Raw genomic sequence first — 25,538 nt, 5'->3', positions numbered from 1 at the left:
CCGTGCGTGCGACGCCCCGCCGGGGCCCACATCGGTACCGTCAAATCCATGGGGGCAGCAACCTGGATCATCCTCGGCACGGCCGTCGTCGTGCTGGTCCTCATCACGCTCTACGTCGGCACACTGCGCCGCTGACTATCGTCGACCGGTGACCGTCCACATCTCCGACGCGCAACGCCGGGCCAGACTCGCCTGGCGCCACAACCTCGCACAACCCGCCACCTCCGCCGAAACCGCCGCCGAGAACCTCGTCGCGCTGCACGCCACCGACCCCGCCACCGTCCACCTCGCCGCACACGCCAGAACCACCGCCGGCGTCGAAGACGCCCTGTACACCCGACGGACCCTCCTGCGGATGCTCGGCATGCGCCGCACCATGTTCGTCGTCCCCACCCACACCGCACCCACCATCCACGCGGCCGCCTCCACCACGATCGCCGCCGAACAACGACGACGCCTCGTCAAACACCTCCAGCAATGCGGCGCCGGCGACACCGACTGGCTCACCGACCTCGAAACCGCCACCCACACCGCACTCACCGCCCGCGGCGGATCCGCGACCGCCGCACAACTCGCCGCCGACGTCCCCCGCCTCCGCACCCGCCTCGTCCTCCCACAAGGCGACCAGTACGTCACCAGCCGCGTCCTGCTGCTCCTCGCCGCACAGGGCCGCATCGTCCGCGGCCGCCCGAACGGAACATGGACCAGCAGCCAATACACGTGGCACACCCTCGACGGATGGCTCCCCGGACCACTCCCCGCCCTCGACCCCGCCACCGCCCGCGCATCCCTCGCCCACCACTGGCTGTCCCGGTACGGCCCAGGAACCATCACCGACCTGCAATGGTGGACCGGATGGACCCTGACACACACCCGCACCGCGATCGCCGCCCTCGACACCCAGACCGTCACCCTCGACAGCGGCCAGACCGGCATCGTCCTCACCGAAGACGTCGACGACGTCCCCGAACCACCCCACTGGGTGGCGCTGCTCCCAGCCCTCGACCCGACCATGATGGGCTGGGCCGGCCGCGACTGGTACCTCGGACCACACGCACCAGCCCTCTTCGACCGCACCGGCAACCCCGGCCCCACCATCTGGATCGACGGCCGAGTCGTCGGCGGCTGGGCCCAGACCACCGACGGCACCATCGCCGTCGAACTCCTCGAACCCGCCCCCACCTCCGAAATACGCAACGCCGCCGACCAGCTCGCCGCCTGGATCGGCACAGTCCGGGTCACCCCACGGTTCCGCACCCCACTGGAACGGCGACTCGCGGAAACTGTCACACCACACGGGTAGGTTCGGCGACATGGTGACGGTGGTGGTGTTGTGGGGCGTGACGGCAATCCTGACGGTGTTCACCGCGGTGCGGCTGACCGGCATCGAGCGCGGATCACCGCTCGTGCAGCTCATGGCGTTCACCCCCTACGTCGCACCCGCCGCGCTCGTGTGCGCGGCGGTCGCCGGCATCGCGGGAGCGACCGGACCGTGGGTGATGTGCCTGCTGATATGGGCGGCGCTCACCGCGACGGTCGCACCGCGGCTGTTCGCGGCGAAAGCCGCGTCCGGCGGCGCCCGGCTGCGGGTCCTGACCGCCAACATCCTCTACGACCGGGGCGACATGACCGCCCTGGTCGAACGGGCCAAGATCGACGACGTCGACGTCCTCGCCGTCCAGGAGCTCACCGCACAGGCACTGAAAGCACTGGACGCGGCCGGGATCGAAACACTCCTGCCCTACCGGGTCGCACTGCCCGCCGGCAGAGGAAACGGGTCAGGGCTGTTCAGCCGGCACCCACTGACACCCACGAACCCGTCCACCGCCGACGCCTCCGCCGCCGGGCCGGCACGACGACACGCATGCGGGATGCTGCAGGCAGGAGCGACCGTACACGTCCCGGGCGCCGGACCGGTCCTCATCGAATCCGCACACCCATGCGCCCCACGCCCACGCCAAGTGACCTGCTGGGCACAGAACCTCGCCGACCAACCCCACGCCGGCGGAACGATCCCACAGATCCTCCTCGGCGACTTCAACGCCACCCTCGACCACGCGCCCCTGCGCCGACTCCTACGCACCGGCTACCGCGACGCCGCCGCCGTCCGCGGCCTCGGCCTCGCACCCACCTGGCCGTTCCGGCGATGGCGCAGACAGCGGATCGTCCCCTGGGTCACCCTCGACCACGTCCTCGCCGACCGGCGGATCGGCATCGGAGAAGTCGGCACCCGCACCATCCCCGGCAGCGACCACCGCGGCGTCCTCGCCGAACTCCACATCCCGACCCCCCGCTGAGGAGCACCACCGTGTTCGACCTCGCACCCGAGACCAGACCCGACCGGATCACCGTCACCGGGGCCAGGCAGAACAACCTCAAGAACATCACCGTCCACATCCCGAAACACGCCATCACCGTCTTCACCGGCGTCTCCGGATCCGGCAAGACATCCCTCGTGTTCGACACCATCGCCGCCGAAGCACAACGACAACTCAACGAGACATTCACCGCGTTCGCCCGCACCCGCCTCCCCGACTACGGACAACCCGACCTCGACAGCATCGACAACCTGTCCGCCGCCGTCATCGTCGACCAGAAACGACTCACCGGCGGCCCCCGATCAACCGTCGGCACCGCCACCGACATCAACGCAACACTCCGGCTGCTGTACTCCCACGCCGGACACCCGCACACCGGCCCGGCCAACACCCTGTCGTTCAACGACCCCCACGGCATGTGCCCCGACTGCCAAGGCACCGGCCACACCCCCGCACCCACGGCAACCCCATCGACCCGGACCGCTCGCACCCGCCCCCACAACACCACCTGCACCACCTGCCACGGCACCCGCCTCAACGAAGCAGCCCGCAACTGCCGCATCGACGGCTACTCCATCACCGACCTCACCGCCATGGAAGCCACCGAACTCATCGCCGTCCTACGACTCTTCACCGACCACACCGCCGCACCGATCGTCGCCGCCCTCCTCACCCGCGTCCGGCACCTCACCGACATCGGCCTCGGCTACCTCACCCTCGACCGCGACACCAACACCCTCTCCGGCGGAGAATCCCAACGCGTCAAAACCGTCAGACACCTCAGCAGCCCACTCGTCGAAATGCTCTACATCTTCGACGAACCCAGCATCGGCCTGCACCCACACGACATCACCCGCCTCAACACCCACCTCCGCCACCTCCGCGACAAAGGCAACACCGTCCTCGTCGTCGAACACGACCGCGACGTCATCAACATCGCCGACCACATCATCGACCTCGGCCCAGGCGCCGGCACCCACGGCGGCGACATCGTCTACGAAGGCAGCCTCGAAGCACTCCCCTACGCCCGCACCCCCACCGGCCAGCACATGCGCCACCGGCCACCACTCAACACCACCGTCCGCACCCCCACCGGCCACCTCACCATCACCGACGCCACCACCAACAACCTCAAAAAAGTGACCGTCGACATTCCCACCGGCATCCTCACCGCAGTCACCGGCGTCGCCGGCTCAGGCAAAAGCTCACTCATCAACCACGCCTTCCTCACCCAGCACCCGACCGCCATCACCATCGACCAGACCCCACTCGCCACCAGCAACCGATCCAACGCCGCCACCCACACCCGCATCATGGACCCCATCCGCGCACTGTTCGCCAAAACCAACAACGCCGACCCCGGACTCTTCAGCGCCAACTCCAAAGGCGCCTGCCCCACCTGCCACGGCCTCGGCACCATCCACACCGACCTCGCATTCATGGCATCACTCAAAACCACCTGCCAGGACTGCGGCGGACGACGCTACCGACCCGAAGTCCTCCACCACCAGCTCCGCGGCCACACCATCGCCGACATCCTCGACATGACCACCGAAGAAGCCGCCACCATCCTCACCGAACCCAACATCCAACCCGCCCTGCACGCCCTCACCGACGCCGGCCTCGGCTACCTCACCCTCGGCCAACCACTCAGCACCCTCTCCGGCGGCGAATGCCAGCGCGTCAAACTCGCCACCCACCTCCACCGCACCGGCACCGTCTACGTCATGGACGAGCCCACCACCGGCCTCCACCTGGCCGACATCACCCACCTGCTCGGCATCATCGACCGGCTCGTCACCCACGGCAACACCGTCATCGTCATCGAACACCACCTCGACGTCATCAAACACGCCGACTGGATCATCGACCTCGGCCCCGAAGCCGGCACCGCCGGCGGCACCATCACCTTCGAAGGCACCCCCGAACAACTCACCCGCGCCAGCGGCTCCCACACCGCCACCGCCCTGCGCCGCGACCTCGACATCCACGAGCGGCCCACGACATTCTCGAGCACCTGAGCCCGCACAACGACCCCCGGACCCGGGCCGCGCACGAACAGCACGGCACACCGTCGCCGGGCGGCTGGACCGCGCCCACCGGCACCGTGCCCGGCTCGAACTGGACACCACCCGGCGGGCTACGACCCCCGCTCGAGTGAATCCCACACCGGGTCCGCAGCCGGCACCGGACACCATTCATCGACCGATACGCACACATCTGGATATGGCGGCACGGCGGCCGGGACGTCGACACCCCACCGACCACCCCAGACGCCGACGGCGGGCGGGAACCACTGCGGCCACCACCGACCGCCATCCACTGCCACTCACCGCCACCGTCAGGAGCCGCGGAACGCATCCCCGGCCCCTGACGCCAGAAACACCTAACGCCTAGACCGCCGGACGGTAGAAGAACGTCCGCCGGCGGGCCACACGACCGTCACGGACCTCGAACCAGTCCGCGAACAGCTCATTCAACGGCACACCCGCATGCGTCACACCCTCGAACCGGCCCCAGCAGAACACCTGACCGTCGTCCTCCACCCAGCGCTCCACCGAGTGCCGGCCCGACGCCACGATGCACCGCCGCCGATAGAACTCCACGAACGCCGCCGCACCCTCGATCGGCGGACAACCCGGACGGTGATACACCACATCATCGGTGACCAGACCCGCCAGGTCACCCCAGTCACGACGGTCGACCGCCGTCAACATCGACAGGACAAGCTTCGACCGCTCCACCACCACGCTGTGGTTCCTCATCCACCCATCGAAATGCGCCCAACAACCCCGGTCAACACATCGGCGCGAAATCTTACACTCCGAAACCGGACCGTAACCCGCTAACCCATCCGCGCCGCGGTGGACGTACCGAACCGAGCGGCAACCAACCGCTTCAACCCATGCGGAAACGCGGACCTCGCCGCCACATGCGGCGCCACCAGCCGCAACTGCGCCGCCGCGTCACCCTCCCACGCCGCCACACAGTCCTCCGCCGCCACATTCGCCACCGCCAGGATCGCCCCCGCCGCACCCAGCATCCCCGCCGCCGACACCAACGCCGACGAACCCACATACACCGCGCCGTCCCACTCCACCAGCAGCCGCAACAACCGCTCCGGATCACCCGTCGAATCCTTCAACCCCGCCACCGGCAACGACGGCAACACCTCCAGCGGCACCGCACCACCCGCCACCCCCGGAAAGTGATACGCCAGCACCGGCCGGCCGTCCGCCGCCGACACCACCCTCTCGTAGAACACCCGCAGGTCACCCGACCGGCGCGGCGGCGCCACCAGCACCGCATCCGCACCCACCGCCACCGTCGCCGCCGTCAGCTCCGCCGCCGGACCCGCCCACGCCCCACCCGCACCAGCGATCACCGGCACCCCCGGACACGCCCGCCGCACCGCCGCCACCAGCGCCACCCGCTCACCGTCGCTCAGCGCGTCCGCCTCACCCGTCGACCCGGCGACCAGCACAGCCCGCACACCAGACGCCACCAACCGCTCGGCATGCTCCGCGGTGGCCGCCACATCCACCGAACCGTCCTCCGCGAACAGGGTCACCAACGCGACCGCGACACCCCGCCACAACGTCACCGGCTCCTGAGTCATACCAGAACCCTAAGCTGGAGCCGGGTGCGCAGGCCGTCGGCGTGCCGGCGCACCCACCGCACGCAAGAGGCGCCGCCGACCAGCACTGGTCGGCGGGGCCCGGGACAAGTGGGGGGGGCGCCCCCGGCGGGGTGGGGTAAGGGCCGGGCAAACACACCCGCGCCCAACCCCCCCCCCGGCCAAGTCGTCTCCAACCGTCGCCACCAGGTCACCTACACCCGGAAACACGGCGCGCCCGACGCCCCGGCACGCACACCCGCAGCTACACCGTCACGTCGACGTGCTCGGCGGCGGCCACGCTCTTCGAAGCCTCAGCTTCCTCGGCCGGCTGCGCGGCGGTGCGCGACGCGGCGAACGCCATGATGAACGACCAGGGCGGCATCCCGCCGACGTTCGTCACCGCCCCCGTCGGGGACAGGTGATACCCGGTGAGCCCCGAGATCGCCGCGCGATCCCCAGGCGTCAGCTGACTCAGCACCTGCTGCGACCCTGGCAGCCCACCTTTCGGGGGCGGTGCGACCGGCTCGACGGCCGGCGCGCTCGTCGTCTTGTTCTGCACTGCGGCGTGCGTGGCCGACGACAACTGTCGAATCTCCATGTGGTGCCTCCCGAAGCGTCCGTGCTCCACGCTGATCCTCCCGTACATCACAGCATTTCCGCAGGTGAACGGGCAGCCCGTAGACGCAGCGAGAACTCCGGCTGATCGGAGGACGCGGGTCCCACGCGTCCTCTTCGCCCCACCCTCCCCTGTCGGAGACAGGGGTTTTCAAGTGTGCCGTCAGGCACATCGTCCAGGGCGTCCTAGGATGCTAGGATTTGATGGTGGAACCGCTGGTGGCACCAGACGAGACGACGACCCTGCACGCACTCCGGCAACACCGCCCCGACCTGGCCGGCGCTTATGTCGAGGCGCTTCCCGCGGCCCGCGCCGGCGTCATGCGCCGGCTGTGGGGGGCCTTGTGGCGGGAAGGCCTGGTCGCCTCGGAGCGTCTCGGTTCGCCGCCGCCGCTGCTGCACGATCCTGTGCCCGCCGAAGTGGTCGCCGACGGCGTGGGGTTCACGCATCCCGCCCGGCTCATCGGGTCACTGCGCCCCGCGGGGCACGCTGACCGGCTGGTCCGGGAGCTGGACAACAGCGTGGCCAACCTCGCCCTGGGCCTGGCCGCCGGCGCCGGCGCCGGCGTGCGCGACGATGATCTTGCCGCGGTCGAGCAGTCCATTGTGGATGGGCATCCGCTGCATCCGTGCTGCCGCACCAGAATCGGGATGAGCACCACCGACGTCCTGGCGTATGCGCCGGAGCACCGTGCGACGGTCCGGCTCCGCCTCGTCGAGGTCGCCCCGGACAGGTGGCGCACCGGCGGCGTCCGGCGGCCGCCGCTGCTGCCCGTGCACCCGTGGCAGCTCGAGCGGGCCCTGGCCACCGGGCTCGTCCGCGACACCGGACAGGACCTGCCCGCCCGGCCGCTCATGTCGCTGCGGACCCTGGCCCCGCTCGACACCCCCGGCGAGCACCTCAAGACCGCCGTCGAGGTGCAGATGACCAGCGCCGTGCGGACCCTCTCAGCGGCCGCCGTGCACAACGGCCCGCTGGCCTCCGACCTCGTCGCCGCCCTCGCCGCCCGCACCACCGGCCTGCGCGTCCTGCGCGAGACCACCGCCGCGACCGTCCTCGACGACCACGGCGACCCGCAACGCGCCCTCGGCGCCGTCTGGCGGCAGGCACCCCCACCCGGCGCGGTCGTGATGCCGCTCGCCGTCCTGCCGCACCGCCCCGACCTGCTCACCCCCGCCTTCTTCACCCACCTCGTCCGGCTGCTGCTGCCGCCACTGTTCGACCTGCTCCGCGACGGTGTCGCCCTCGAGGCCCACGGGCAGAACACGCTCGTCGAGCTCCGCGACGGGCGGCCGGCCACGATCTGGTATCGCGACCTCGGCGGGCTCCACGTCCACCCCCGCCGCCTCGTCCGCGCCGGCGTCGAACCACCACCGCTGATCGGCGCCCTGCCCACCGACGACGAGGACGAGCTCCGCACGAAACTCTTCGCCGCCGCCCTGTCCACCGTCCTCACCGAACTCGTCCACTCCCTCGCCGTCCACCACGGGGACCGGCACGCAGGTGCGGCGTGGGACGTCGTCGCCCGGACCATCCGCGACACCGTCATCGACACCGACGACCGCAAGGCCTGCCTCGCCGACACCTGGCCCCTGAAAGCCACCACCGCCATGCGCCTCGCCGACGACCCCCTCCAGGACCTGTGGTGCCACATCCCCAACCCCCTGCGCTGACCGCCGGGCTGGGTGACCTGCCTCGGACGACGGATCCGGCCGACGTCCACCCCGGTGCGCACCGTCCGCGTCAACGACATCGACGAGCTGCCGGCCCCCGATCGAGACGCTGTGACGCACAGATGACGCACTGGGACGCCACCATCAAGCCGATGTAATCCGCACATACCGGGCATACCGGTACGCGGAGGAGAACCTCGGACCCAGGGCCGGCTATCTCCGCGACACGGTCGCCGTGGCCCGCACCCAGGACCCGGGCACCAGCGGCAGCCAGTTCTTCATCGACTACGCCGACAACCCGCTCATCCCCGCCGACTCCACCCTGATCGGGATCGTCCTCAACGGCATGGACATCGTCGACAAGGTCGCCGCCGGGGGCGTCACCCCCGGCCACGGCGCGAACGACGGCACGCCGGAGATCGGCGTCGTCCTGCGACACGTCACGGTCGTCTACAGCTGACCCTCGCCGCCGGCGACACCCGTGGATCCTCAGCGCCAGTCGGGGGTCTGGCCGGTGTCGACGAGTTTCCAGTCGCCGTTGTCGTACAGGACGTTGTCGTAGTAGAAGACGGTCTCCGGCAGGAGGTCCTGGGCGGTGAACGCCGCCCTGGCCGCGGCGTGCAGCCTCGCGGGACGCACACCGAACCGCTCGGATGCGAGCGCCGCGACGTAGGACAGGGCGTGGTGGCCCATGAAGCTGTCGTACGTCAGGCTGAACACCTCGTCGGCGGCCATCGGCACGTCGCGGGGGATGACGTTCGTCGGGGGCAGCGCACCGGTGAGGCCGACGCGGGCGCGCAGGGCGGCGTCGACGTAGATGGCGCAGTCACGGTAGAGGATGCGGGTCTCGCGGCGGGCGACGTCGAACGCGAACAGCGTGTTCTGCCCGTGGGTCTCCAGGGGGCAGCCGGTGCCGCGGGCCACGGACGCCCACAGGCGGACCATCGGCACGATGATCCGGTCCGCGACGAATGCCGCCGGGTCCTCGTCGAAGGCGGCGACGAGCTGCTCCAGGAGCGTCGGGTCCGACGGGTGGTGCAGGTCGCGGCCATACAGGGCGAACAGCGGCACCGTCCACGACAGGGCCGGGGCGAGGGGCCGGGCGGCGCGCAGCAGGAAGCCCCACGAGTCCTCGACGAGGTCGCCGAACCAGCCGCCGCCGACCTCCGGCAGGACCGGGGCGCCGATGCGGACGAGCTCGTCGGACACCCACAGCTGCAGCTCGATGACGGGCCGGCGCAGCCGGCGGGTGAAGCGGGACAGGCGCCGCGGGTAGTGCAGCTTCACGAAGTGCGGCTCGACCGGGGCACCGTCGATCGCGGTGACGAAGACCGTGCGGGCGTTCGCGGACGGGACCGCCGTGAGCACGGGACCGGGCGCTGAGGACGACAGGACCGAGCGGCCGATGAGGTCCGGGGCGTCCAGCGCGTTCGGGTGGACGGGCAGCAGCCCCTCGTACAGTGGCGGCAACGGCGAATCGACGGCCGATGCGGTGACGTGGACCGCGCCTGGGACCTGGAACGTCGGCAGCTGGAACGACGGCGCGCCGAGCTGCGGATGGTAGACGTCGTCGATGTCGAGGTCGCCGGCGTAGGGGCTGTAGGTGCGGGTCCCGACACCGAGATACCGTTCCGCGTACTGCCACAGGGCGATCGGGTCAGAGGAGTCGAGCTGCATCGCCAGCAAGCCTACCGGTGCATGGGAGCGGAGTCGGATGGTGGTTCCCCCGGACGTGGCGGCCGCCATAATCGCCGCTGACCGTCCCGTCTGCGTGTACGTGTACGACCGCGCGACGCTGCGGGCGAACGTCGATGCGTTGCGGGCGGCGCTGCCGCCGGGCACGAAAGTCGCGTACGCGATGAAGGCCAACGGCGACGACCGGGTGATCGACGCGCTGCGCGGCCATGTGGACGGCTTCGAGGTGGCGTCGGGTGGCGAGCTCGCAGCCGTGGCCGGTGAGCCGTTCGTCCTGTTCAGCGGTCCGGCGAAGACCGACGCTGACCTGCGCGCCGCCGTCGCCGCGGGGGCCGTCGTGAATGTCGAGAGTCTGCACGAGTTGCGGCGGCTCCTGGTGTACGGGCAGCCGAAGGTCTGCCTGCGGGTCAACCGGACCCATCCGGCGCTGCCGGGGACGCACGCGATGGCGGGTGTCCCGACCGCGTTCGGCCTCGACGAGTCCGCCCTGCCGGCGGCGTTCGGCATCGCCGGCGACGTCGTGGGGTTCCATCTGCACGCGGTGTCCAACAATCTCGACGCGGCCGCGCACGCCGCGTTCATCCGTGACGCCGTCGCGTGGGCCCTGGACGCCGCCGCCAGGTGGGACGTGCCGGCGCCGATCATCAACGTCGGCGGCGGGTTCGGGGTCGACATCGCCGGCGACGGCCGCTTCGACCTGGACGTGTTCGCCGCCGGCCTGCGGGATCTCGACCTCGCCGGAGCGACGCTCGTCGTGGAGCCGGGCCGGTTCGTGGCGGCGACCGCGGGCTGGTACGCCACCGAGGTCATCGACGTGAAGCGGACCCACGGCCGCTGGTTCGTCGTCGTCCGCGGCGGCACCCACCACTTCCGGCTGCCCGCGTCGTGGGGCTACAGCCACCCGTTCACGGTCCTGCCCGTCGACGCGTGGCCCTACCCGTTCGACCGGCCGGGGGTCACCGGCGCGACGGTCGACGTCGCCGGGGAGCAGTGCAACCCGCGGGACGTCCTCGCCCGGGACGCGGCGGTCGCGTCGGTGCGGGCCGGCGACGTGCTGGTCTTCGCGAACACCGGAGCCTACGGGTGGGAGGTGGCGCACCACGACTTCCTGCGGCACACCCACCCCCAGTTCATGATCGTGTGAACTGCGACCTGACCGCGCGCAGCGCCTGGCGGCGGGTGTCGCCCTTGAGCGTGTCGACGTAGAGGGTGCCGTCGAGGTGGTGCGTCTCGTGCTGCAACGCCCGGGCGAGCAGCCCGCTGCCGGACACCGTGACCGGCTCGCCGTGCTCGTCGACGCCCTCCGCGGTCGCGTGCATCGCCCGCGGCGTCGGGAACCACAGGCCCGGGATGGACAGGCAGCCCTCCTCGCCGTCCTGCAGCCCGTCCACGGCCGTGATCGTCGGGTTGATCAGGTAACCGACCTGCTTGCCCGCCGCGTACGAGAACACCCGCAGCCCGACCCCGATCTGCGGCGCGGCGACGCCGGCGCGGCCCGGCTCGCCGGTCACGGTGTCCAGCAGGTCGCGGACCAGCGCCCGCAGCTCGGCATCGAACGTGGTCACGGTCTCACAAGGGGTCCGCAGGACCGGGTCGCCGAGCACGCGGATGGGTCGGATCGTCACACGTCACAGGCTACTTCGGGCCGGAGTTAACGACCGTTGACGAGGGCCTAAACTGTGCCGACTTCCCACCCCCGGAGGCACACCCATGGCCTACCAGGCCGACAGGGCGGACGTGCGGTCACACCGCAAGAGCCCAGCTCAGCGCAGATCACGGCGCCTATCGATGATCATCGGCGCGGTCGTCGTCGTGCTCGTCGGCGGCGGCGCCGCCTACGGCGTCACCCAGCTCGCCGCAGCGTCCTGTAACGGCACGATCACCGCGAAGGTCGTCGCGTCGCCGAGCACCGCACCGCTGCTGCAGTCCCTCGCCAAATCGTGGACCGACAGCAACCCGACCGTCGCGGGGCGTTGCGCCCGCGTCGACGTCACCGGGCAGCAGACCGCGTCGATGGCGCAGGCGCTCGGCACCGACTGGGACACGAAGGCCGGCTCGCCGCCCGACGTGTGGGTGCCGGACTCCACCGCCTGGGTGCGCCGGGCGTCGACCGCGGCGATCGCCGAGCGGATGATGCCCGACCTGCAGCCGATGCTGGCCCGCACCCCGTCGGTCCTCGCGATGCCGAAACCGATGGCGGAGGCGCTCGGCTGGCCCGGCGGCGAGCTGTCCTGGCAGGACGTCATCAACAAGGTCGCCGCCGACCCGCAGGGCTGGGCGAAGTACGGCAAGGCCGACTGGGGCAAGTTCAAGTTCGGGATGAGCGACCCGCTGCAGTCGACCGCCGGTCTGCTCGCCCTCATGGCGATCCTCGACGGCAACGACGACGGCGAGGTCACCGCCGAGGAGCAGGCCACCCTCGCCAAGCTCAAGCAGGAGCGCGCCGTCTACACCGACACCACCGCGCAGCTGCTCACCGACCTCGGCAAGGCCGACAAGCAGGACGAGGCCGCGGCGCTGCGGTACATCTCGGCGTTCCCCGCCCTCGAGCAGGACGTCCTCGCGTACAACAAGACGAACCCGAAGGTGCCGCTGGTCGCGGTGTACCCGTCCAACGGCAGCGCCGACGCCGACAACCCGTACCTCATCCTCGACGCACCCTGGGCCGAGAAGGACAAACAGGACGTCGCGCGGAGCTTCCTGGCGTACCTGCGCGGCGCCGAGGGCCGCAAGGTGTTCCTCGACGCCGGGTTCCGCGACCCGAACCGCGACGCGGGCGCCGCCCTCACCGGCAACACCGCGTTCAGCGCGAAGATCAAAACCGTGCCGCGGGCGGTGCTGCTGCCCGAGTCGGTGAAACAGTCGATGGACTCGTGGACGGCCCTGACCCGCCCCACCAACCTCCTGCTCGTCCTGGACATCTCCGGCTCCATGGCCGAGCCGGTCCCCGGCACCGGCCGCAACCGCATGCAGCTGGCCAAGGACGCCGCCCGCGAGGCCGTCCAGCTCTTCGACGGCGACGTCGACGCCGGCCTGTGGGTGTTCTCCACCCGGCAGAACGGCCAGCAGGACTACAAGCAGCTCATCCCGATCGGCCGGGTCGCCGACCAGCTCAACGGCAAACCCCGCCGCGACCAGCTGGTCGCGGCCATCGACAAGCTCGCTCCCGTCGGCGACACCGGCCTGTACGACACTGCGGCCGCCGCCCAGCAGGCCGTCGTCGACGCGTACAAACCCGGCGCCACGAACCTCGTCGTCCTCATGACCGACGGCAAGAACGACGACCCGACCGGCGGCCTCACCCTGGACCAGCTGCGGCCCAAGCTGGAGGCGAACGCCACCAGCGACAAACGGGTCCCGATCGTGACCGTCGGCTACGGCAACGACGCCGACTTCGCGTCGCTGCAGGAGATCTCCCGCGTCAGCGGCGGCGCCCTGTACACGTCGAAGACCGCGTTCGACATCAACGAGGTCCTGCTCACCGCCATCTTCGGCAAGATCTGACCACGGTCGTCCCCCGCCCCCGGCGCGTCACGGCCCGGGGGCGAGGACGCAGAACGCGTTGCCCTCAGGGTCCGCCAGGACGGTCCACGAGACGTCGGGGCCCTGACCGACGTCGACGAGCGTCGCACCTCGCTCCCGCAGCCTCGCGACCTGTGCCGCCTGGTCGCCGCCATGGGACGGGACCACGTCGAGATGCGCCCGGTGCCGGGTCGTGCGCAGGTGCGGGGTGCGGACGAACTCCAGACCCGGCCCTCCTGCGGCGCGCAGCACAGTGTGGCCGCCGGACGCCTCGTGCACGGTCCAGTCCAGTGCCTCGCCCCAGAACCGGGCCATGGCTTGCGGATCGGCGCAGTCGACGACCACGGCGGCGATCGGCCCGCCGTCCCACTCCTGGGGCTCCCGGACACAGAACACGTTGCCCTCCGGGTCCGCAAGGACCGTGCCCTGCCCCTCCGCGGGCGTCGCGCCGAGCTCCCGCAGACTCGTGACCAGCTCCGCGTGATGCGCCCTCGACGTCGTGGCGAGCTCGAGGTGCGCGCGGGCCTCGACGGTTGCCGGGTCCGGGACGGCGATCACATCCACCACGACGGGCGCACCGGGCTCCGTCCAGACGAACCCCGCGGGTGCGGCGCTGGTCGCGCCGTGTCCCCCGCTCCTGGCGACCCACCCGAGCGCCGCCGCCCAGAACCGGCCCAGCGCCACGTCGTCCCGGGCCTTCAGATTCACCTGCACCACCCGCAGCCCCACACCGCCCACCCTACGGCGACCCACGCCGCTCAGGCGGTCAGGGCGGCCTTGATGGGCGCGGTCTTCGCGGCGGCCTCGGCGACCTCGGCGGCGGGGTCGCTGTCCCAGACGATGCCACCGCCGGCCCACACGTGGGCGAGGCCGTCGGCCACCGCGACGGTGCGGATCGTCAGGCCGAGGTCGACGTGCAGGCGACCGTCCGGCGTGTGGCCGATCCAGCCGGCGGCGCCCATGCTCGGGCCGCGGCCGACCGGCTCCAGGGCGCTGACGACGTCGACGGCGGCGAGTTTCGGGGCGCCCGTCACCGAGCCGCCCGGCCACACCGCGGCGAGGAGCTCCCGCAGGCCGACGCCGGGGGCGAGGTGGGCGCTGACCGTCGACTCGGCCTGCCACAGGCGGGACCAGCGGCGGATGGCGAAGAGGTCGTCGACGCGGACGGTGCCGGTGCGGGCGACGCGGCCGAGGTCGTTGCGTTCCAGGTCGACGATCATGATGTGTTCGGCGCGTTCCTTCGCCGATGCGAGGAGCTCGGCGCGGCCCTGGCCGGTGGCGGGGCGGGTACCCTTGATCGGGCGGGTCACGGCGCGGCCGTCGGACACCTCGACGAGGGTCTCCGGGGAGGCGCACGCCACCCACCACGCGCTGTCGGCGCCTTCCAGCACTCCCCCGTAGCGGGCGCCCGGCAGGGCGGCCACCCTGGCCAGAGCGGTGCGGGGGTCGCCGGTGAGCGGGGCGCTGGCGTGGCCGACGACATTGGCCTGGTAGACGTCGCCGCGGGCGATCGCCGCGCGGACCGCCTCGACCGCCGCGGCGTGTTCGGCGGTGGTCCAGCTCGGGGTCCACAGCCCCACCCGCGAGGGAGCCGGGTCTGCCGGTGAGGCGGGAAAGTCCTGCCCTGGGGCGGGCCGCCCCGGTCGTGCGGCGGGGTGGTCGCCAGGCCGTACACCGGGAGACGGCGAATGGGCGAAGACGACGGCGACGAGGTCGGGCACGGACGGGGCCGGGGACGCGACCGCCGACGGCGGCGCGAGCAGGATCGCGGCGCCACACACCGAGTCTGTCACCGTGCGTGATCGGGACAGATCGGAGACAGGAAGTCCCGCATCGATCAGGAACGCTGAGAGGATGGCCAGGGGGTCGCCCCCGTCGCGGGAATGCCACTCGATCCGGGAACGCTCCCATAGGTGCGGTCGACACGCCGGGGCCGACCCGGGAGGGTGGAGTTCCACCGACCCGGGCCGGCACCCGACGACCGGTCCTAATGTGCTCATACGAATGGCGGATTATCCCCAAGTTGTGCCGTGACGTGTTCGGAATCGTGTCGTTGGCCGTAGTAGCGTGCATCTCTGGTCATGTGAACAACCACACAGGCCTCAACTGAACCTCTCAATCGGAGACCCCCGATGCTCTGCCAGCACCAACCATCCTGTCCCGCAGCCGCCGATCTGGACCACGAAGCCGCCCGGATCCTGGCCGCACACCCCGAGCAGGGGTGGAGCCTCCTGTGCAACGGAGTGATCGTCTTCGAGGACACCGGCGAGCTTCTCCCGGACTGCAGCGTGATCGAACCGCACCGCGGACCGGCCATGCACGTCCTCGTCAAAGCCGCCTGATCGGTCACACTCCGTAACCAGTCACTCCTCAAAGGCGGAGGCCGGCGGGCACGAGCAGACCAGGTTCCGGTCGCCGTAGCTGTCGTCGATCCGCCGCACCGGTGGCCAGTATTTCGCCACCGTCACGCCGGCCGGGTAGGCCGCCACCGACCGAGGGTAGGCGTGCGACCACTCGTCGGCGGTGACCACCGCGGCGGTGTGCGGCGCGTTGCCGAGCGGGTTGTCCCCGGCCGGCCACACACCGGACGCCACCCGGTCGATCTCCTCACGGATCGCGATCATCGCGTCACAGAATCGGTCGAGCTCGGCCAGGTCCTCGCTCTCCGTCGGCTCGACCATCAGCGTCCCCGACACCGGGAACGACATGGTCGGCGCGTGGAAGCCGTAGTCGATGAGCCGCTTCGCGACGTCCGCGACGCTGACCCCGGTCGCCTTCGTGATCGTCCGCAGATCGAGGATGCACTCGTGCGCGACGAGGCCCTCGCTGCCGCTGTACAGCACGGGGTAGTGCCCCCGCAGCCGCGCCGCCACGTAGTTCGCCGCCAGGACCGCCGTCGCGGTCGCCTTCGCCAGGCCGTCGGGGCCCATCAGCCGCAGGTACGCCCACGGGATCGGCAGGATCCCCGCCGAACCCCACGGCGCCGCCGACACCGGCCCGACCGGGGCGCTGTCCGCCAGGATCGGGTGTGACGGCAGGAACGCCGCCAGGTGAGCGCGGACCGCGACCGGCCCGACGCCGGGGCCGCCGCCGCCGTGCGGGATGCAGAAGGTCTTGTGCAGGTTCAGGTGCGACACGTCCGCCCCGAACCGGCCCGGCTTCGCGTAGCCGAGCAGGGCGTTGAGGTTCGCGCCGTCGACATACACCTGGCCGCCGGCCTCGTGGACCTTGGCGCACAGGTCGGCGATGCCGGTCTCGTACACGCCGTGCGTGGACGGATACGTCACCATGATCGCGGCGAGGCGGTCCCGGTGCAGCTCGATCTTCGCCTCGAGGTCGCCGAGGTCGACGTTGCCCAGCTCGTCGCAGGCCACGACCGCGACCCGCAGGCCCGCCATGACGGCACTGGCGGCATTCGTCCCGTGGGCGCTGGACGGAATCAGGCACATGTCGCGTCCCGTGTCGCCCCGCGAGTGGTGATACGCCCGGATGGCCAGGAGACCCGCCAGCTCGCCCTGCGACCCCGCGTTCGGCTGCAGCGACACGGCGTCGTAGCCGGTCACCTCCGCCAGCCACCGCTCCAGGTCGTCGATCAGCTTCCGGTACCCCTGGGTCTGCGCCGCCGGCGCGAACGGGTGGACGTTGGCGAACTCGGGCCAGGTGATCGGCTCCATCTCGGCGGTCGCGTTGAGCTTCATCGTGCATGAGCCGAGCGGGATCATGCCCCGGTCCAGCGCGTAGTCCATGTCGGAGAGACGCTTGAGGTACCGCAGCATCGCCGTCTCCGACCGGTGCGTGCTGAACACCGGGTGGCTCAGGTAGTCACTCGCGCGCCGCAGCCGCCCGGGGACGGCGTCGGCGGTGTCCAGCGCCGTGACGTCGACGTGCGCCAGGCCGAACGCGGCGAGGACGTCACGCAGGTGCCCGAACGTGGTCGTCTCGTCGCACGCCATCCCGACCCGGTCGTCGTCCACCTGCCGTAGGTTGATCCCCCGCTCCGCGGCCTTCTCCGTGATCGCCCGCGCTCCGCCCGGCACCACGGCCGTCACCGTGTCGAAGAACGCCTCGTGCTCGACGGTGACACCGCCGGCGCGCAGGCCCGCGGCGAGCCGGACCGCCATGTCGTGGGTCCGCGACGCGATCTCCCGCAGCCCGTCGGGCCCGTGGTACACCGCGTACATGCTGGCCGTCACGGCGAGGAGGACCTGCGCGGTGCAGATGTTGCTGGTCGCCTTCTCCCGGCGGATGTGCTGCTCACGGGTCTGCAGGGCCAGCCGGTACGCCGGGGCGCCGTCCGCGTCCTTCGACACGCCGACGAGCCGGCCGGGCATGGTGCGCTCCAGGCCCTTGCGGACGGACATGTAGCCGGCGTGCGGCCCGCCGAAGCCCATCGGCACCCCGAACCGCTGCGCGCTGCCGACGGCGACGTCCGCCCCGAACGCTCCGGGCTCACGCAGCAGGCACAGGGCGAGCAGGTCGGCGGCGAAGGTGACGATCGCGCCCTTCTCGTGGGCCGCCGCCGTCAGCGCTTCGAGGTCCCGCACGGCGCCGGATGCTCCCGGGTACTGCAGGTGCAGGCCGAAGAACTCGTCCGGCAGCGGGTCCCCGTCGACGTCGACGGTCCGCACGGTGATGTTCAACGGCTCGGCGCGGGTCCGGATGACGGCGAGGGTCTGCGGGAGGACGTCCTTGTCGACGACGTACACGTCGGTCTTGACCTTCGACGAGCGCCTGGCCAGGGTCATCGCCTCGGCGGCCGCGGTCGCCTCGTCGAGCAGCGACGCGCCCGCGACCGGCAGGCCCGTCAGGTCGGTGATCACCGTCTGGAAGTTCAGCAGTGCCTCGAGGCGCCCCTGGCTGATCTCCGGCTGGTACGGCGTGTACGCCGTGTACCACGACGGGTCCTCGAGCACGTTGCGCACGATGACCGGCGGCGTGTGCGTGCCGTAGTAGCCCAGGCCGATCATGCTGACCAGGGTCCGGTTCGCCGCAGCGAGGGCGCGCAGCTCCCCCAGCACCTCGGCCTCGGACGCCGCCATCGGAAGGCCGAGCGGCTGGTGCCAGCGGATCGAGCCGGGGATCGCGGCGGTCATCAGCGCCTCGACGGACTCATACCCGACGGTCTTGAGCATCTCGGACTGATCGTCCGGCGACGGTCCGATGTGCCGGCTGGCGAAACTGGTCATTGGCCACACTCTTTCGATCCGGGGTCGGGGAAACGCGTCCCTCCCCCTCTGTCGTGTGGCCTCCAGAGGTGCCAACCCGTCGCGGTCCTTCTGCCTGAGAGGTTCCGGGGAGGATTTGCCCCTTCGGCGTCGCCCTGAATTCAGACGATCTCTCCCGCGCGGGTATTGCCGGCGTCACCTAATCTACCGGTTCTTCGACCATGGTCACGCACCCGTGGTCGACGCCACAGCCGCTAGGGCATCCTAGGAAGCTAGGTGTATGGTTCAGGGGCGGCAGCGGGCGGAGTTGGCGTCGACCATCAGCAGGGAGCTGTCGACGGCCTCGAAGTCCTTGCCGGTCAGGGACTTGAGGGCGTTGAGCTGATCGTTGCTCCACTTGTCGTCCTGGGTCCCTGAGAAGAACCAGGGCGAGCCGTTGTCCGCAAGGATCGCGCCGTGCTGCTTGAGCGCCTGCGCGATCGCGCGGGCCTGGGGAGGAAACTTGGAGATGTCGACGGAGGCCTTCAGGCGGAAGCGGGCACCCATCGGGGGCAGCGCGGCGTCGGTCGACGACGACGCGGCGTGCCGGGCGGGCCAGATGTAGGCCTTCTTCGTGCGCGGCGCGGTGAAGCGGATCGCGTGGCCGACCTTGCCGGCGGCAGCCTCATCGGCGCGGGCCAGACCGGCGAGGATGGACAGACCCGCGGCGTCGGCGGAGGTCCAGCCGGCCTTGCGCAGGTCGTTGCGGCGCAGGTCGTAGACGGCGCCGGAGCCCGCCTTCCACGAGCCGTCCTGGTTCGGGTGCGCGTCGTAGAGCTCGTAGGCCTTGCAGGCCGCCGTGTCGTGGACGATGACATGCCGGTCCCCGTCGGCGTTCGCGCCGCCCTCGACGCGGGCGTTGCGCGGGATCGGGTAGGGGCCCTTGTCGCTCTCGTCGGCGTAGTCGAAGGTGACCTTGACGCCCGCCTGGCCGGCGCCGACGGTCGTGATCGGGATGCCGAAGGGCGCGCCGTCGATCAGGCCCGCGCCGAAGTCGGGGTGCGCGTGCGCGGACGCGCCGATGCTGGCCACCCACGCCGCCGAGTCACGGTGCACGGGCAGCTTCGACACATCAGCACGCCAGACGTTGTCGGCGGGGAAGACCGTGCAGGCGCCGCTCTGCGCCGACGCGGACTGGCTCGCGGACCCCAGGACGCCGGCCGCCTCCTGCGACCCGGCCGGCCCGACCGCCGAGGACGACGCCCCCGTCGCCGGGGCCGCCCTGCCGTCCTTCGACGAGCTGCAACCGGACACGCCCGCACTCACGGCGAACACGACAACGACGGCCAGCGCGGCATTGCGCCTCATGATCCTCCTCGGGTCGGCCCCCGATCCTCACGGACAAGCGCGCACGATACCCGGACCGGCTGTCCGCCGTGCCGCTCACCACCAACTCGCTCCGCCCTGTGCCACGCCGATGGACCGGACGCAGCAGGATGGCGTCCGATCGTCGGATGCGCCCCTCACCGGACATCCACCCTTCGCGTGTCCCCGTCCGGCCCGCCCCGCTCGCGAACCGGACGGCGCGGTTCCGGCGCCCACATCCACCGCTGCGGCGGACCTCACCTGCGGACGACGGCCAGGTCGTACGAGGAGGGGGTGACGTCCGGGAAGATGTTGGTCAGGGAGCCGACGCCGCAGCGGCGTTGCAGGAGCTCGCCGATGACGGAGCGGTAGTCGGTGGTCGAGGCGAGGTCCCCGGCCGTCAGCTTCGCCGGGGCGAGGCCGGGCCAGGTGCCGTGGACGCGGCCGCCGCGGACGTTGCCGCCGAGCAGGAGCATGGCGTTGCCGTTGCCGTGGTCGACGCCGCGGGAGCCGTTCTCCGCGACGCGGCGGCCGAACTCGCTGAGCGTGACCAGGGTGACGCGCTTGAAGGCGTCGCCCAGGTCGGCGGCGAACGCTTCCAGGGCGAGGGCGAGCTCGGTCAGGTGGTCGTGCATCCGCTGGCCCTTGGCGGGGCCGCCGAGCCCCTCGTGCATGTCCCAGTCGCCGAAGTCGACGGTCGCCGCCATCAGGCCGACGTTCGACTTCACCAGGCGGGCCACGTCGCACAGGGCCCGGCCGAGGGCGGTCGCCGGGTAGGTGGCGGCCGGCGTGTACCTGCCCAGTGCGGCGACCGTGCCGAGGGTGGCGTTGACGGCGCGGGCCGGGTCGGCCATGACCGCCGGGGCGCCGTCGAAGAGCTTGGCGATCGTCGCGGCCATCGGGGTCTTCACGTCGTTGCCGGACAGGGCGAACCCGTCGACGGACGACATCGACACGTCCGGGGACGGGCCGGCGAACGCCCGCGCCGGTGAGGTGGCGCCCATGGCGACGCCGGCGGTCGGCGAAACCGCGCCGGCGACGCCGAGCATCCGGTCGAGCCAGCCGGTGCGCACGGACGTGCCGGCGGCGGCGCGCTCCATCTCCTCCATCGCCTGGAAGTGGGAGCGGGACGGGTTGGGCTGGCCGACGGCGTGCACGGCGCCGAACGTGCCGGCGTTCCAGCGGGCCAGCAGCGGCGCGAACGCCGGGTGCAGGCCGAACATCCCGTCCCCGGCGATCACCGACGCCTTCGGCACCGCGATGGTCGGCCGGGCGGCGTAGTAGTCGGGGTCGCCGATCGGGACGACGGCGGACAGCCCGTCGAACCCTCCACGCAGCGACAGCACGACGATGGTGTCGCCGGTGTACGGGGTGCTGGCGAACGCCAGCCGGGTGGCGAGGCCCTCCCCCACCAGGCCGGTGAGCGCGGCGCCCGCACCGATGACGGCGGCGCGCCCCAGCAGGCCCCGGCGCGAGAGACCAGCGGTCGTAGCGTCCGTCGTGCAGCAAGCGTTCAACACGGTCACCTGGCCAGGAAGTAGGGCGAGTCGAGGATGAGGGCGATGAGGTGCGGCAGCCTGCCGGTGACGGCGGGGTCCTTCGCCTTCAGGGGACTTGTCGGCGTCTTGCCGAGGAAACTGAGCAGCGCGTCGCGGTGCGCCGGTTGCAGAGTGGTGCCGACGAGCCGGGTCGCCAGGGCGTCGACGAAGGCACCGTGCGTCGGCGGCAGCGCCGGCACCAGCGACGCGAGCATCGACGCGGGCCGGACCAGCTGCTTCGGGTACCACCCGGCGGCCAGGTTCAGGTGCGCGTTCCAGCGGATGAGCAGCCCGGAAGGCGCGGTCCAGGCGGCGGCGACGTCCGGGTACCCGTTCGGCGGCGCCCACCGCATCGGCGCGTGACCGGCGGCGACGAGATAGTTGTACAGGGCGCGGACGCCCTCGGTGCCGGTCGCCTCCGGCTGCAGGCCCAGGACGCGGACGGTGCCGATGAGGTCCTCGAACGGGGTGCGGACCTTCGCGCCCACGGACGCGGCGAACTCCGCCGACGTGAACAGCGCCCGCAGGACCGGGGCGATCGCCGACTTCTGCTGCACGTACACCTGCCGCAGCCGCTGGACGAGCGCGGCCGGTGGATCGTCGGAGACGAACCGGACGCAGAGTTTGCGGGCGACGCGCTCGGCGGTCGCGGGGTGCTGGGCGAGCATCTCGACGAACTGCAGCGCGGCCGTCTCGCCGCCGCCGGCGGTGGCGTTGTCGTGCCGCCAGCCGAGGATGGTGACAGCGCCGGTCGCGTGCTGCGTGGCGTCGAACTTGTACAGGCCCGTGGCCTTGTCGACGGTGAGGCCGGTGAGCAGGCGCGCGGCGTCCTTCACGTCCACCTCGGTGTAGATGAGGCCGACGGTGTGCAGCTCCATGAGCTCGCGGGCGTAGTTCTCGTTCGGCTTCGCCTTCGTGGAGCTGCGGTTGTCCAGGTAGGACAGCATCGCCGGGGAGGTGGCGCTCGCCTTGAGCAGGTCGGCGAACCGGCCGAGGGCGTGCGTGCGGATCAGCGCGTCGTAGGAGCCGCGACTGTCCCACACGTCGCTGGACGGGCAGGTGACGTTGAGGTGGTTCGACCACACGTCGACCATGACCTCGAGCAGCTGCCGCTTGCTCCACGCGGCGCGGGCGACGGCGGCGGAGCCGAGCTCCTGCATCGCGTCCCAGCCGCCGTTCTTCATCGTGCCGGCCTTCACCCTGGCCCGGAGGGCGCTGATGTCGAGGCCGATCAGCGGGAACCGGGCGAGCAGCTTCGTGCACGCGGCGTCGTCGATGCCCGCCGGGGCGAGCTGCCGGTCCAGCCAGGCGGCGGCGCCGAGCGAGCGCAGCTCGGCCTCGCCGTCGGGGGTCGGCCCGTAGGTGGCGCGGCGCAGCAGGTGCAGGACCGGGTCCTGAGGGGTGAAGACGGTCACGCCGTCCTACGTCGACACGCCTGCGGCCGGCCTGACGGAGGTGCCCGCCGCGCTCCTGCCCGGCAACCGCTCCGCACCGCGTCATTCATTCGGCCGTTCATCCCGGTGGGTCATTCGGTTCCGTTCATTCGGCGGCGGTACGGACGGCGGCGACGAACGCGGCGATCGACGGGTGCGCGCCGGTGCCGGCCCGGTAGGCGAACCTGGTCCGCCGTTTGGTGCCGAGGGGCGTCAGCACGACGCCGTCGACGACGGGGTGCCCTCCGCCCAGCAGCGGGCGCAGCGCGAGGGAGGGCACGACGGCGACGCCCTGACCGGCGGCGACGAGGGTCAGGACGGTGACGAAGTCGTCGGCGTGGTGCCGGGCGCGGGGCAGGAACCCGGCGGCCTCGCACGCGCGGATCGTCATCGTGTGGCACAGCGTGCCGGGCCCGGCGAGGATCCACGGCTCGTCGCGGCACTCCCGCAGCTCGAGGGGACGGGTCGCGGCGAGGTACATCGTCTCCTCGAGCAGCGGCGCGGTGTCCAGGGCCGGGTCGGGGACGATCGGGACGAGGTCGTAGTCGTGGACGAGCGCGACGTCGAGGGTGCCGTCGCGGAGGCGGGCCGGGACGAGCGCCGGGTCGAGCTCGTCGACGGTGAGGTCGAGCGCGGGGTGCTCGCCGGCGAGGGCGACGAGCGCGCCGGGCAGCAGGGTCCGCATCGCGGTCGGGAACGCACCGATGCGCAGCGGCCCGGACAGGCCGGTGCGGGTGGCGGCGAGCGCGGCGGTCGCGCGTTCGAGGGCGGCGAGGACGTCCTCCGCGTGCGCGGCGAGGACGGTGCCGGCGGCGGTGAGGGTGACGCCGCGGCCGGTGCGGGCGAGCAGCGCGGCGCCCGCCTCCCGCTCCAGGGCGGCGAGCTGCTGCGACACCGCGGACGGGGTGTAGTTGTGGGCGGCCGCGACGGCGGCGATGGTGCCCCGGTCGGCGAGGTCGCGCAGGAGGCGGAGCTTGCGGGCATCGAGCATCAGTGCATCTTATGCTCGCGTGTACGAACGTGAACTGGACCTTCCGCTCGGCGACCGCGACAGTGGACGCATGGAGCTTTCGGGGATCTTCGTGCCGCTCGTGACGCCCTTCGCCCGCGACGGGTCGGTGGCGTCGGACGCGCTGTCCGCGCTCGCCCGGCAGGTCCTCGACGAGGGCGCGGCGGGGCTGGTCGCCCTCGGCACGACCGGGGAGCCGGCGACGCTGACCGCGGCGGAGCAGGCCTCGGTGGTGTCGACGTGCCGGGAGGTCTGCGGGGCGTATGGGGCGCCGCTGCTGGTCGGGACGGGTGGCAGCTCCACGGCCGCGACGGTCGAGGCGGTGCGGCACGTCCGCGGGGATGCCGCGATGGTGGTCGTGCCGCCCTACACGCGGCCGGGCGCGGCGGGGGTCGTCGCGCACCTGGAGGCGGTCGCGGCCGCTTCGCTGGTGCCGGTGGTGGTGTATCACGTGCCGTACCGGACCGGGCAGGCCCTGGACGTCGGGTCGCTGCTGCGGATCGCCGCCATTGCGAACATCGTGGGGATGAAGCTGTCCGACGGGGCGGTCAGCGGTGACACGGTGGCGCTGCTCGGGGCGCTGCCGGCCAGGTTTGCGGTGCTCGGCGGGGACGACACGGTCATCGGGCCGCTGCTCGCCATCGGCGGGGCCGGCGGGATCCTCGCGTCGGCGCACGTGGCGACGGGCCGGTTCGTGGCCCTCGCCGAGGCGTGGCGGGACGGCGACGTCGCGCGGGCCAGGAAGCTCGGCGCGGGGCTCGCGGCGGTGTCGGCGGCGCTGTTCGCCGAGCCGAACCCGGCAGTCATCAAAGCCGTCCTGCACGCGACCGGACGGATCCCGACCCCGGACGTGCGGCTGCCGCTGCTGCCGGCGTCGGCTGCCGCGCTCGACGCGGCCCTGACCGCGATCGACGCCCTCCACGACCGTGCCTGGGCTGGCGGCTCGGCCGGGTGACGGGACCGGCGGGCGTCGATGCGCCGTAGCGGGGGCGATCACCCACCGATGTGGATGGCACGCATGCCCCACGTCAGCACATACCGGGCGGTTCGACCAGCTCGTCACGGTGGCACGTTCGGGGGATTCCGCTGCGCTGAGCAGGCCGTACCGTCGATGATGTCACCAAGCGTTAGCAACTGAGGGGGAACTCCCATGAGCGACTTCGACACCGGCGCCGACTACGGCCACGTCGAGGCTGGCCAGGAGCACGAGTCGCTGGACCAGCTCCACCAGGTCGAGGGTAGCGAGAACAGCTACGACTCGAACTTCGGCGTCTACGAGCAGGACCACGCCTCGGCCGAGCAGACGAGCTTCGACCAGGGCCACCACGTCGAGTACAGCAACCCGGACGGGACGCACTACGAGGAGTCGGACTTCACCTCGTACGACCACAGCGCCGCGGAATCCGACCACGTCTTCGCCGCCGAGGGCTCCGAGTCCTCGCACGCGTCGGAGTTCAGCCAGCTCGACGCCCTCCGGCACCAGCTGGACACGTCGTTCGCCTCCGCCACGGAGCTGCACACCGACGGTGGCGGCCAGCTCGGCGTCGCCTCCAACTAGGTCCTCCTCCGCACGTCCCGCCGGGGGGGGGGGGCCCCCCCCGAGTAC

Annotated in this window: 23 protein-coding genes and 1 riboswitch; of the genes, 11 read left to right on the top strand and 12 right to left on the bottom strand. The window is 71.7% G+C overall.

Translation table 11 applies throughout. The annotated features are described in order from the left end of the window. Positions 1–6: 6 nt before the first annotated feature. Genes ABZS58_RS38475 through ABZS58_RS38460 form a run of 4 tightly spaced genes read left to right on the top strand, consistent with a single transcriptional unit; the run spans position 7 to position 4,339 of the window. The gene (locus ABZS58_RS38475; protein WP_354788437.1) at positions 7–135 is read left to right on the top strand and encodes a hypothetical protein; all 129 of its coding nucleotides are present in this window, start codon (positions 7–9) and stop codon (positions 133–135) included. Between the two features lie 13 nt (positions 136–148). Next, entirely contained in the window at positions 149–1,303 is a 1,155-nt protein-coding gene (locus ABZS58_RS38470; RefSeq protein ID WP_354788436.1) for a winged helix DNA-binding domain-containing protein, read from the top strand. 10 nt (positions 1,304–1,313) lie between these two features. Then, complete coding sequence (locus ABZS58_RS38465) at positions 1,314–2,297, top strand: endonuclease/exonuclease/phosphatase family protein (protein WP_354788434.1); 984 nt, start codon at positions 1,314–1,316, stop codon at positions 2,295–2,297. Between the two features lie 11 nt (positions 2,298–2,308). After that, entirely contained in the window at positions 2,309–4,339 is a 2,031-nt protein-coding gene (locus tag ABZS58_RS38460) for an excinuclease ABC subunit UvrA (RefSeq protein ID WP_354788432.1), read from the top strand. Positions 4,340–4,711: 372 nt separating this feature from the next. Here ABZS58_RS38460 and ABZS58_RS38455 read toward each other — a convergent pair whose 3' ends face one another. The 3 genes from ABZS58_RS38455 to ABZS58_RS38445 form a co-directional block, all read right to left on the bottom strand. Further along, positions 4,712–5,083, bottom strand: a complete 372-nt coding sequence (locus ABZS58_RS38455; protein WP_354788431.1) for a nuclear transport factor 2 family protein — start codon at positions 5,081–5,083, stop codon at positions 4,712–4,714. An 80-nt stretch (positions 5,084–5,163) separates the two neighbouring features. Next, positions 5,164–5,937 carry a dihydrodipicolinate synthase family protein gene (locus tag ABZS58_RS38450; RefSeq protein WP_354788429.1) on the bottom strand — a complete coding sequence of 258 codons (774 nt, stop codon included), beginning with the start codon at positions 5,935–5,937 and terminating at the stop codon, positions 5,164–5,166. 262 nt (positions 5,938–6,199) lie between these two features. Continuing rightward, complete coding sequence (locus ABZS58_RS38445; protein WP_354788428.1) at positions 6,200–6,535, bottom strand: hypothetical protein; 336 nt, start codon at positions 6,533–6,535, stop codon at positions 6,200–6,202. A 221-nt stretch (positions 6,536–6,756) separates the two neighbouring features. Here ABZS58_RS38445 and ABZS58_RS38440 point away from each other — a divergent pair, with 221 nt between their 5' ends. Further along, positions 6,757–8,226, top strand: a complete 1,470-nt coding sequence (locus ABZS58_RS38440; RefSeq protein ID WP_354788427.1) for an IucA/IucC family protein — start codon at positions 6,757–6,759, stop codon at positions 8,224–8,226. A gap of 130 nt (positions 8,227–8,356) precedes the next feature. After that, on the top strand, positions 8,357–8,686 hold the full coding sequence (locus tag ABZS58_RS38435) for a peptidylprolyl isomerase (RefSeq protein WP_354788506.1): 330 nt from the start codon (positions 8,357–8,359) through the stop codon (positions 8,684–8,686). A gap of 29 nt (positions 8,687–8,715) precedes the next feature. On the opposite strand, the gene ABZS58_RS38430 is transcribed toward ABZS58_RS38435, so the two are convergent. After that, the gene (locus tag ABZS58_RS38430; RefSeq protein ID WP_354788425.1) at positions 8,716–9,903 is read right to left on the bottom strand and encodes a hypothetical protein; all 1,188 of its coding nucleotides are present in this window, start codon (positions 9,901–9,903) and stop codon (positions 8,716–8,718) included. 37 nt (positions 9,904–9,940) lie between these two features. On the opposite strand from ABZS58_RS38430, the gene ABZS58_RS38425 reads away from it, so the two are divergent. After that, on the top strand, positions 9,941–11,065 hold the full coding sequence (locus ABZS58_RS38425) for an alanine racemase (RefSeq protein WP_354788423.1): 1,125 nt from the start codon (positions 9,941–9,943) through the stop codon (positions 11,063–11,065). On the opposite strand, the gene ABZS58_RS38420 is transcribed toward ABZS58_RS38425, so the two are convergent. After that, entirely contained in the window at positions 11,052–11,546 is a 495-nt protein-coding gene (locus ABZS58_RS38420) for a peptide deformylase (protein WP_354788422.1), read from the bottom strand. The two genes, ABZS58_RS38425 and ABZS58_RS38420, sit on opposite strands and share 14 nt — an antisense overlap. 163 nt (positions 11,547–11,709) lie before the next feature. Between ABZS58_RS38420 and ABZS58_RS38415 the strand changes: the two genes are divergently transcribed. After that, positions 11,710–13,425 carry a substrate-binding and VWA domain-containing protein gene (locus ABZS58_RS38415; protein ID WP_354788420.1) on the top strand — a complete coding sequence of 572 codons (1,716 nt, stop codon included), beginning with the start codon at positions 11,710–11,712 and terminating at the stop codon, positions 13,423–13,425. 27 nt (positions 13,426–13,452) lie between these two features. Here the strand turns inward: ABZS58_RS38415 and ABZS58_RS38410 are convergent, their stop codons facing one another. Both ABZS58_RS38410 and ABZS58_RS38405 read right to left on the bottom strand, forming a co-directional pair. Beyond that, positions 13,453–14,172: a VOC family protein gene (locus ABZS58_RS38410; protein WP_354788419.1), complete on the bottom strand. Its 720-nt coding sequence runs from the start codon at positions 14,170–14,172 to the stop codon at positions 13,453–13,455. Between the two features lie 29 nt (positions 14,173–14,201). Further along, entirely contained in the window at positions 14,202–15,443 is a 1,242-nt protein-coding gene (locus ABZS58_RS38405) for a chorismate-binding protein (protein WP_354788418.1), read from the bottom strand. 132 nt (positions 15,444–15,575) lie between these two features. Here ABZS58_RS38405 and ABZS58_RS38400 point away from each other — a divergent pair, with 132 nt between their 5' ends. After that, positions 15,576–15,785, top strand: a complete 210-nt coding sequence (locus ABZS58_RS38400) for a DUF5999 family protein (RefSeq protein ID WP_354788417.1) — start codon at positions 15,576–15,578, stop codon at positions 15,783–15,785. A gap of 21 nt (positions 15,786–15,806) precedes the next feature. Here the strand turns inward: ABZS58_RS38400 and gcvP are convergent, their stop codons facing one another. The 5 genes from gcvP to ABZS58_RS38375 form a co-directional block, all read right to left on the bottom strand. Beyond that, the gene (gcvP, locus tag ABZS58_RS38395) at positions 15,807–18,629 is read right to left on the bottom strand and encodes an aminomethyl-transferring glycine dehydrogenase (protein WP_354788416.1); all 2,823 of its coding nucleotides are present in this window, start codon (positions 18,627–18,629) and stop codon (positions 15,807–15,809) included. A gap of 72 nt (positions 18,630–18,701) precedes the next feature. Next, positions 18,702–18,796: riboswitch (glycine riboswitch) on the bottom strand. A gap of 97 nt (positions 18,797–18,893) precedes the next feature. Next, positions 18,894–19,955: a hypothetical protein gene (locus tag ABZS58_RS38390; protein ID WP_354788415.1), complete on the bottom strand. Its 1,062-nt coding sequence runs from the start codon at positions 19,953–19,955 to the stop codon at positions 18,894–18,896. Positions 19,956–20,209: 254 nt separating this feature from the next. Continuing rightward, positions 20,210–21,478, bottom strand: a complete 1,269-nt coding sequence (locus tag ABZS58_RS38385) for a DUF1501 domain-containing protein (RefSeq protein WP_354788414.1) — start codon at positions 21,476–21,478, stop codon at positions 20,210–20,212. Next, the gene (locus tag ABZS58_RS38380; RefSeq protein WP_354788413.1) at positions 21,475–22,905 is read right to left on the bottom strand and encodes a DUF1800 domain-containing protein; all 1,431 of its coding nucleotides are present in this window, start codon (positions 22,903–22,905) and stop codon (positions 21,475–21,477) included. Before ABZS58_RS38380 ends, ABZS58_RS38385 begins: the two co-directional genes overlap by 4 nt. A gap of 124 nt (positions 22,906–23,029) precedes the next feature. After that, on the bottom strand, positions 23,030–23,914 hold the full coding sequence (locus ABZS58_RS38375) for a LysR family transcriptional regulator (protein ID WP_354788412.1): 885 nt from the start codon (positions 23,912–23,914) through the stop codon (positions 23,030–23,032). Between the two features lie 19 nt (positions 23,915–23,933). On the opposite strand from ABZS58_RS38375, the gene ABZS58_RS38370 reads away from it, so the two are divergent. After that, on the top strand, positions 23,934–24,887 hold the full coding sequence (locus ABZS58_RS38370) for a dihydrodipicolinate synthase family protein (protein WP_354788411.1): 954 nt from the start codon (positions 23,934–23,936) through the stop codon (positions 24,885–24,887). Between the two features lie 195 nt (positions 24,888–25,082). Then, entirely contained in the window at positions 25,083–25,490 is a 408-nt protein-coding gene (locus tag ABZS58_RS38365; RefSeq protein ID WP_354788409.1) for a hypothetical protein, read from the top strand. The last annotated feature ends 48 nt before the right edge of the window (positions 25,491–25,538 follow it).

Origin of the sequence: Dactylosporangium sp. NPDC005555 (assembly GCF_040605635.1) — a bacterium.
Lineage (GTDB): Bacteria > Actinomycetota > Actinomycetes > Mycobacteriales > Micromonosporaceae > Dactylosporangium.
The sequence above is the reverse complement of the archived record's forward strand: the minus strand, read 5'-3'. Positions and strand labels throughout refer to the sequence as shown.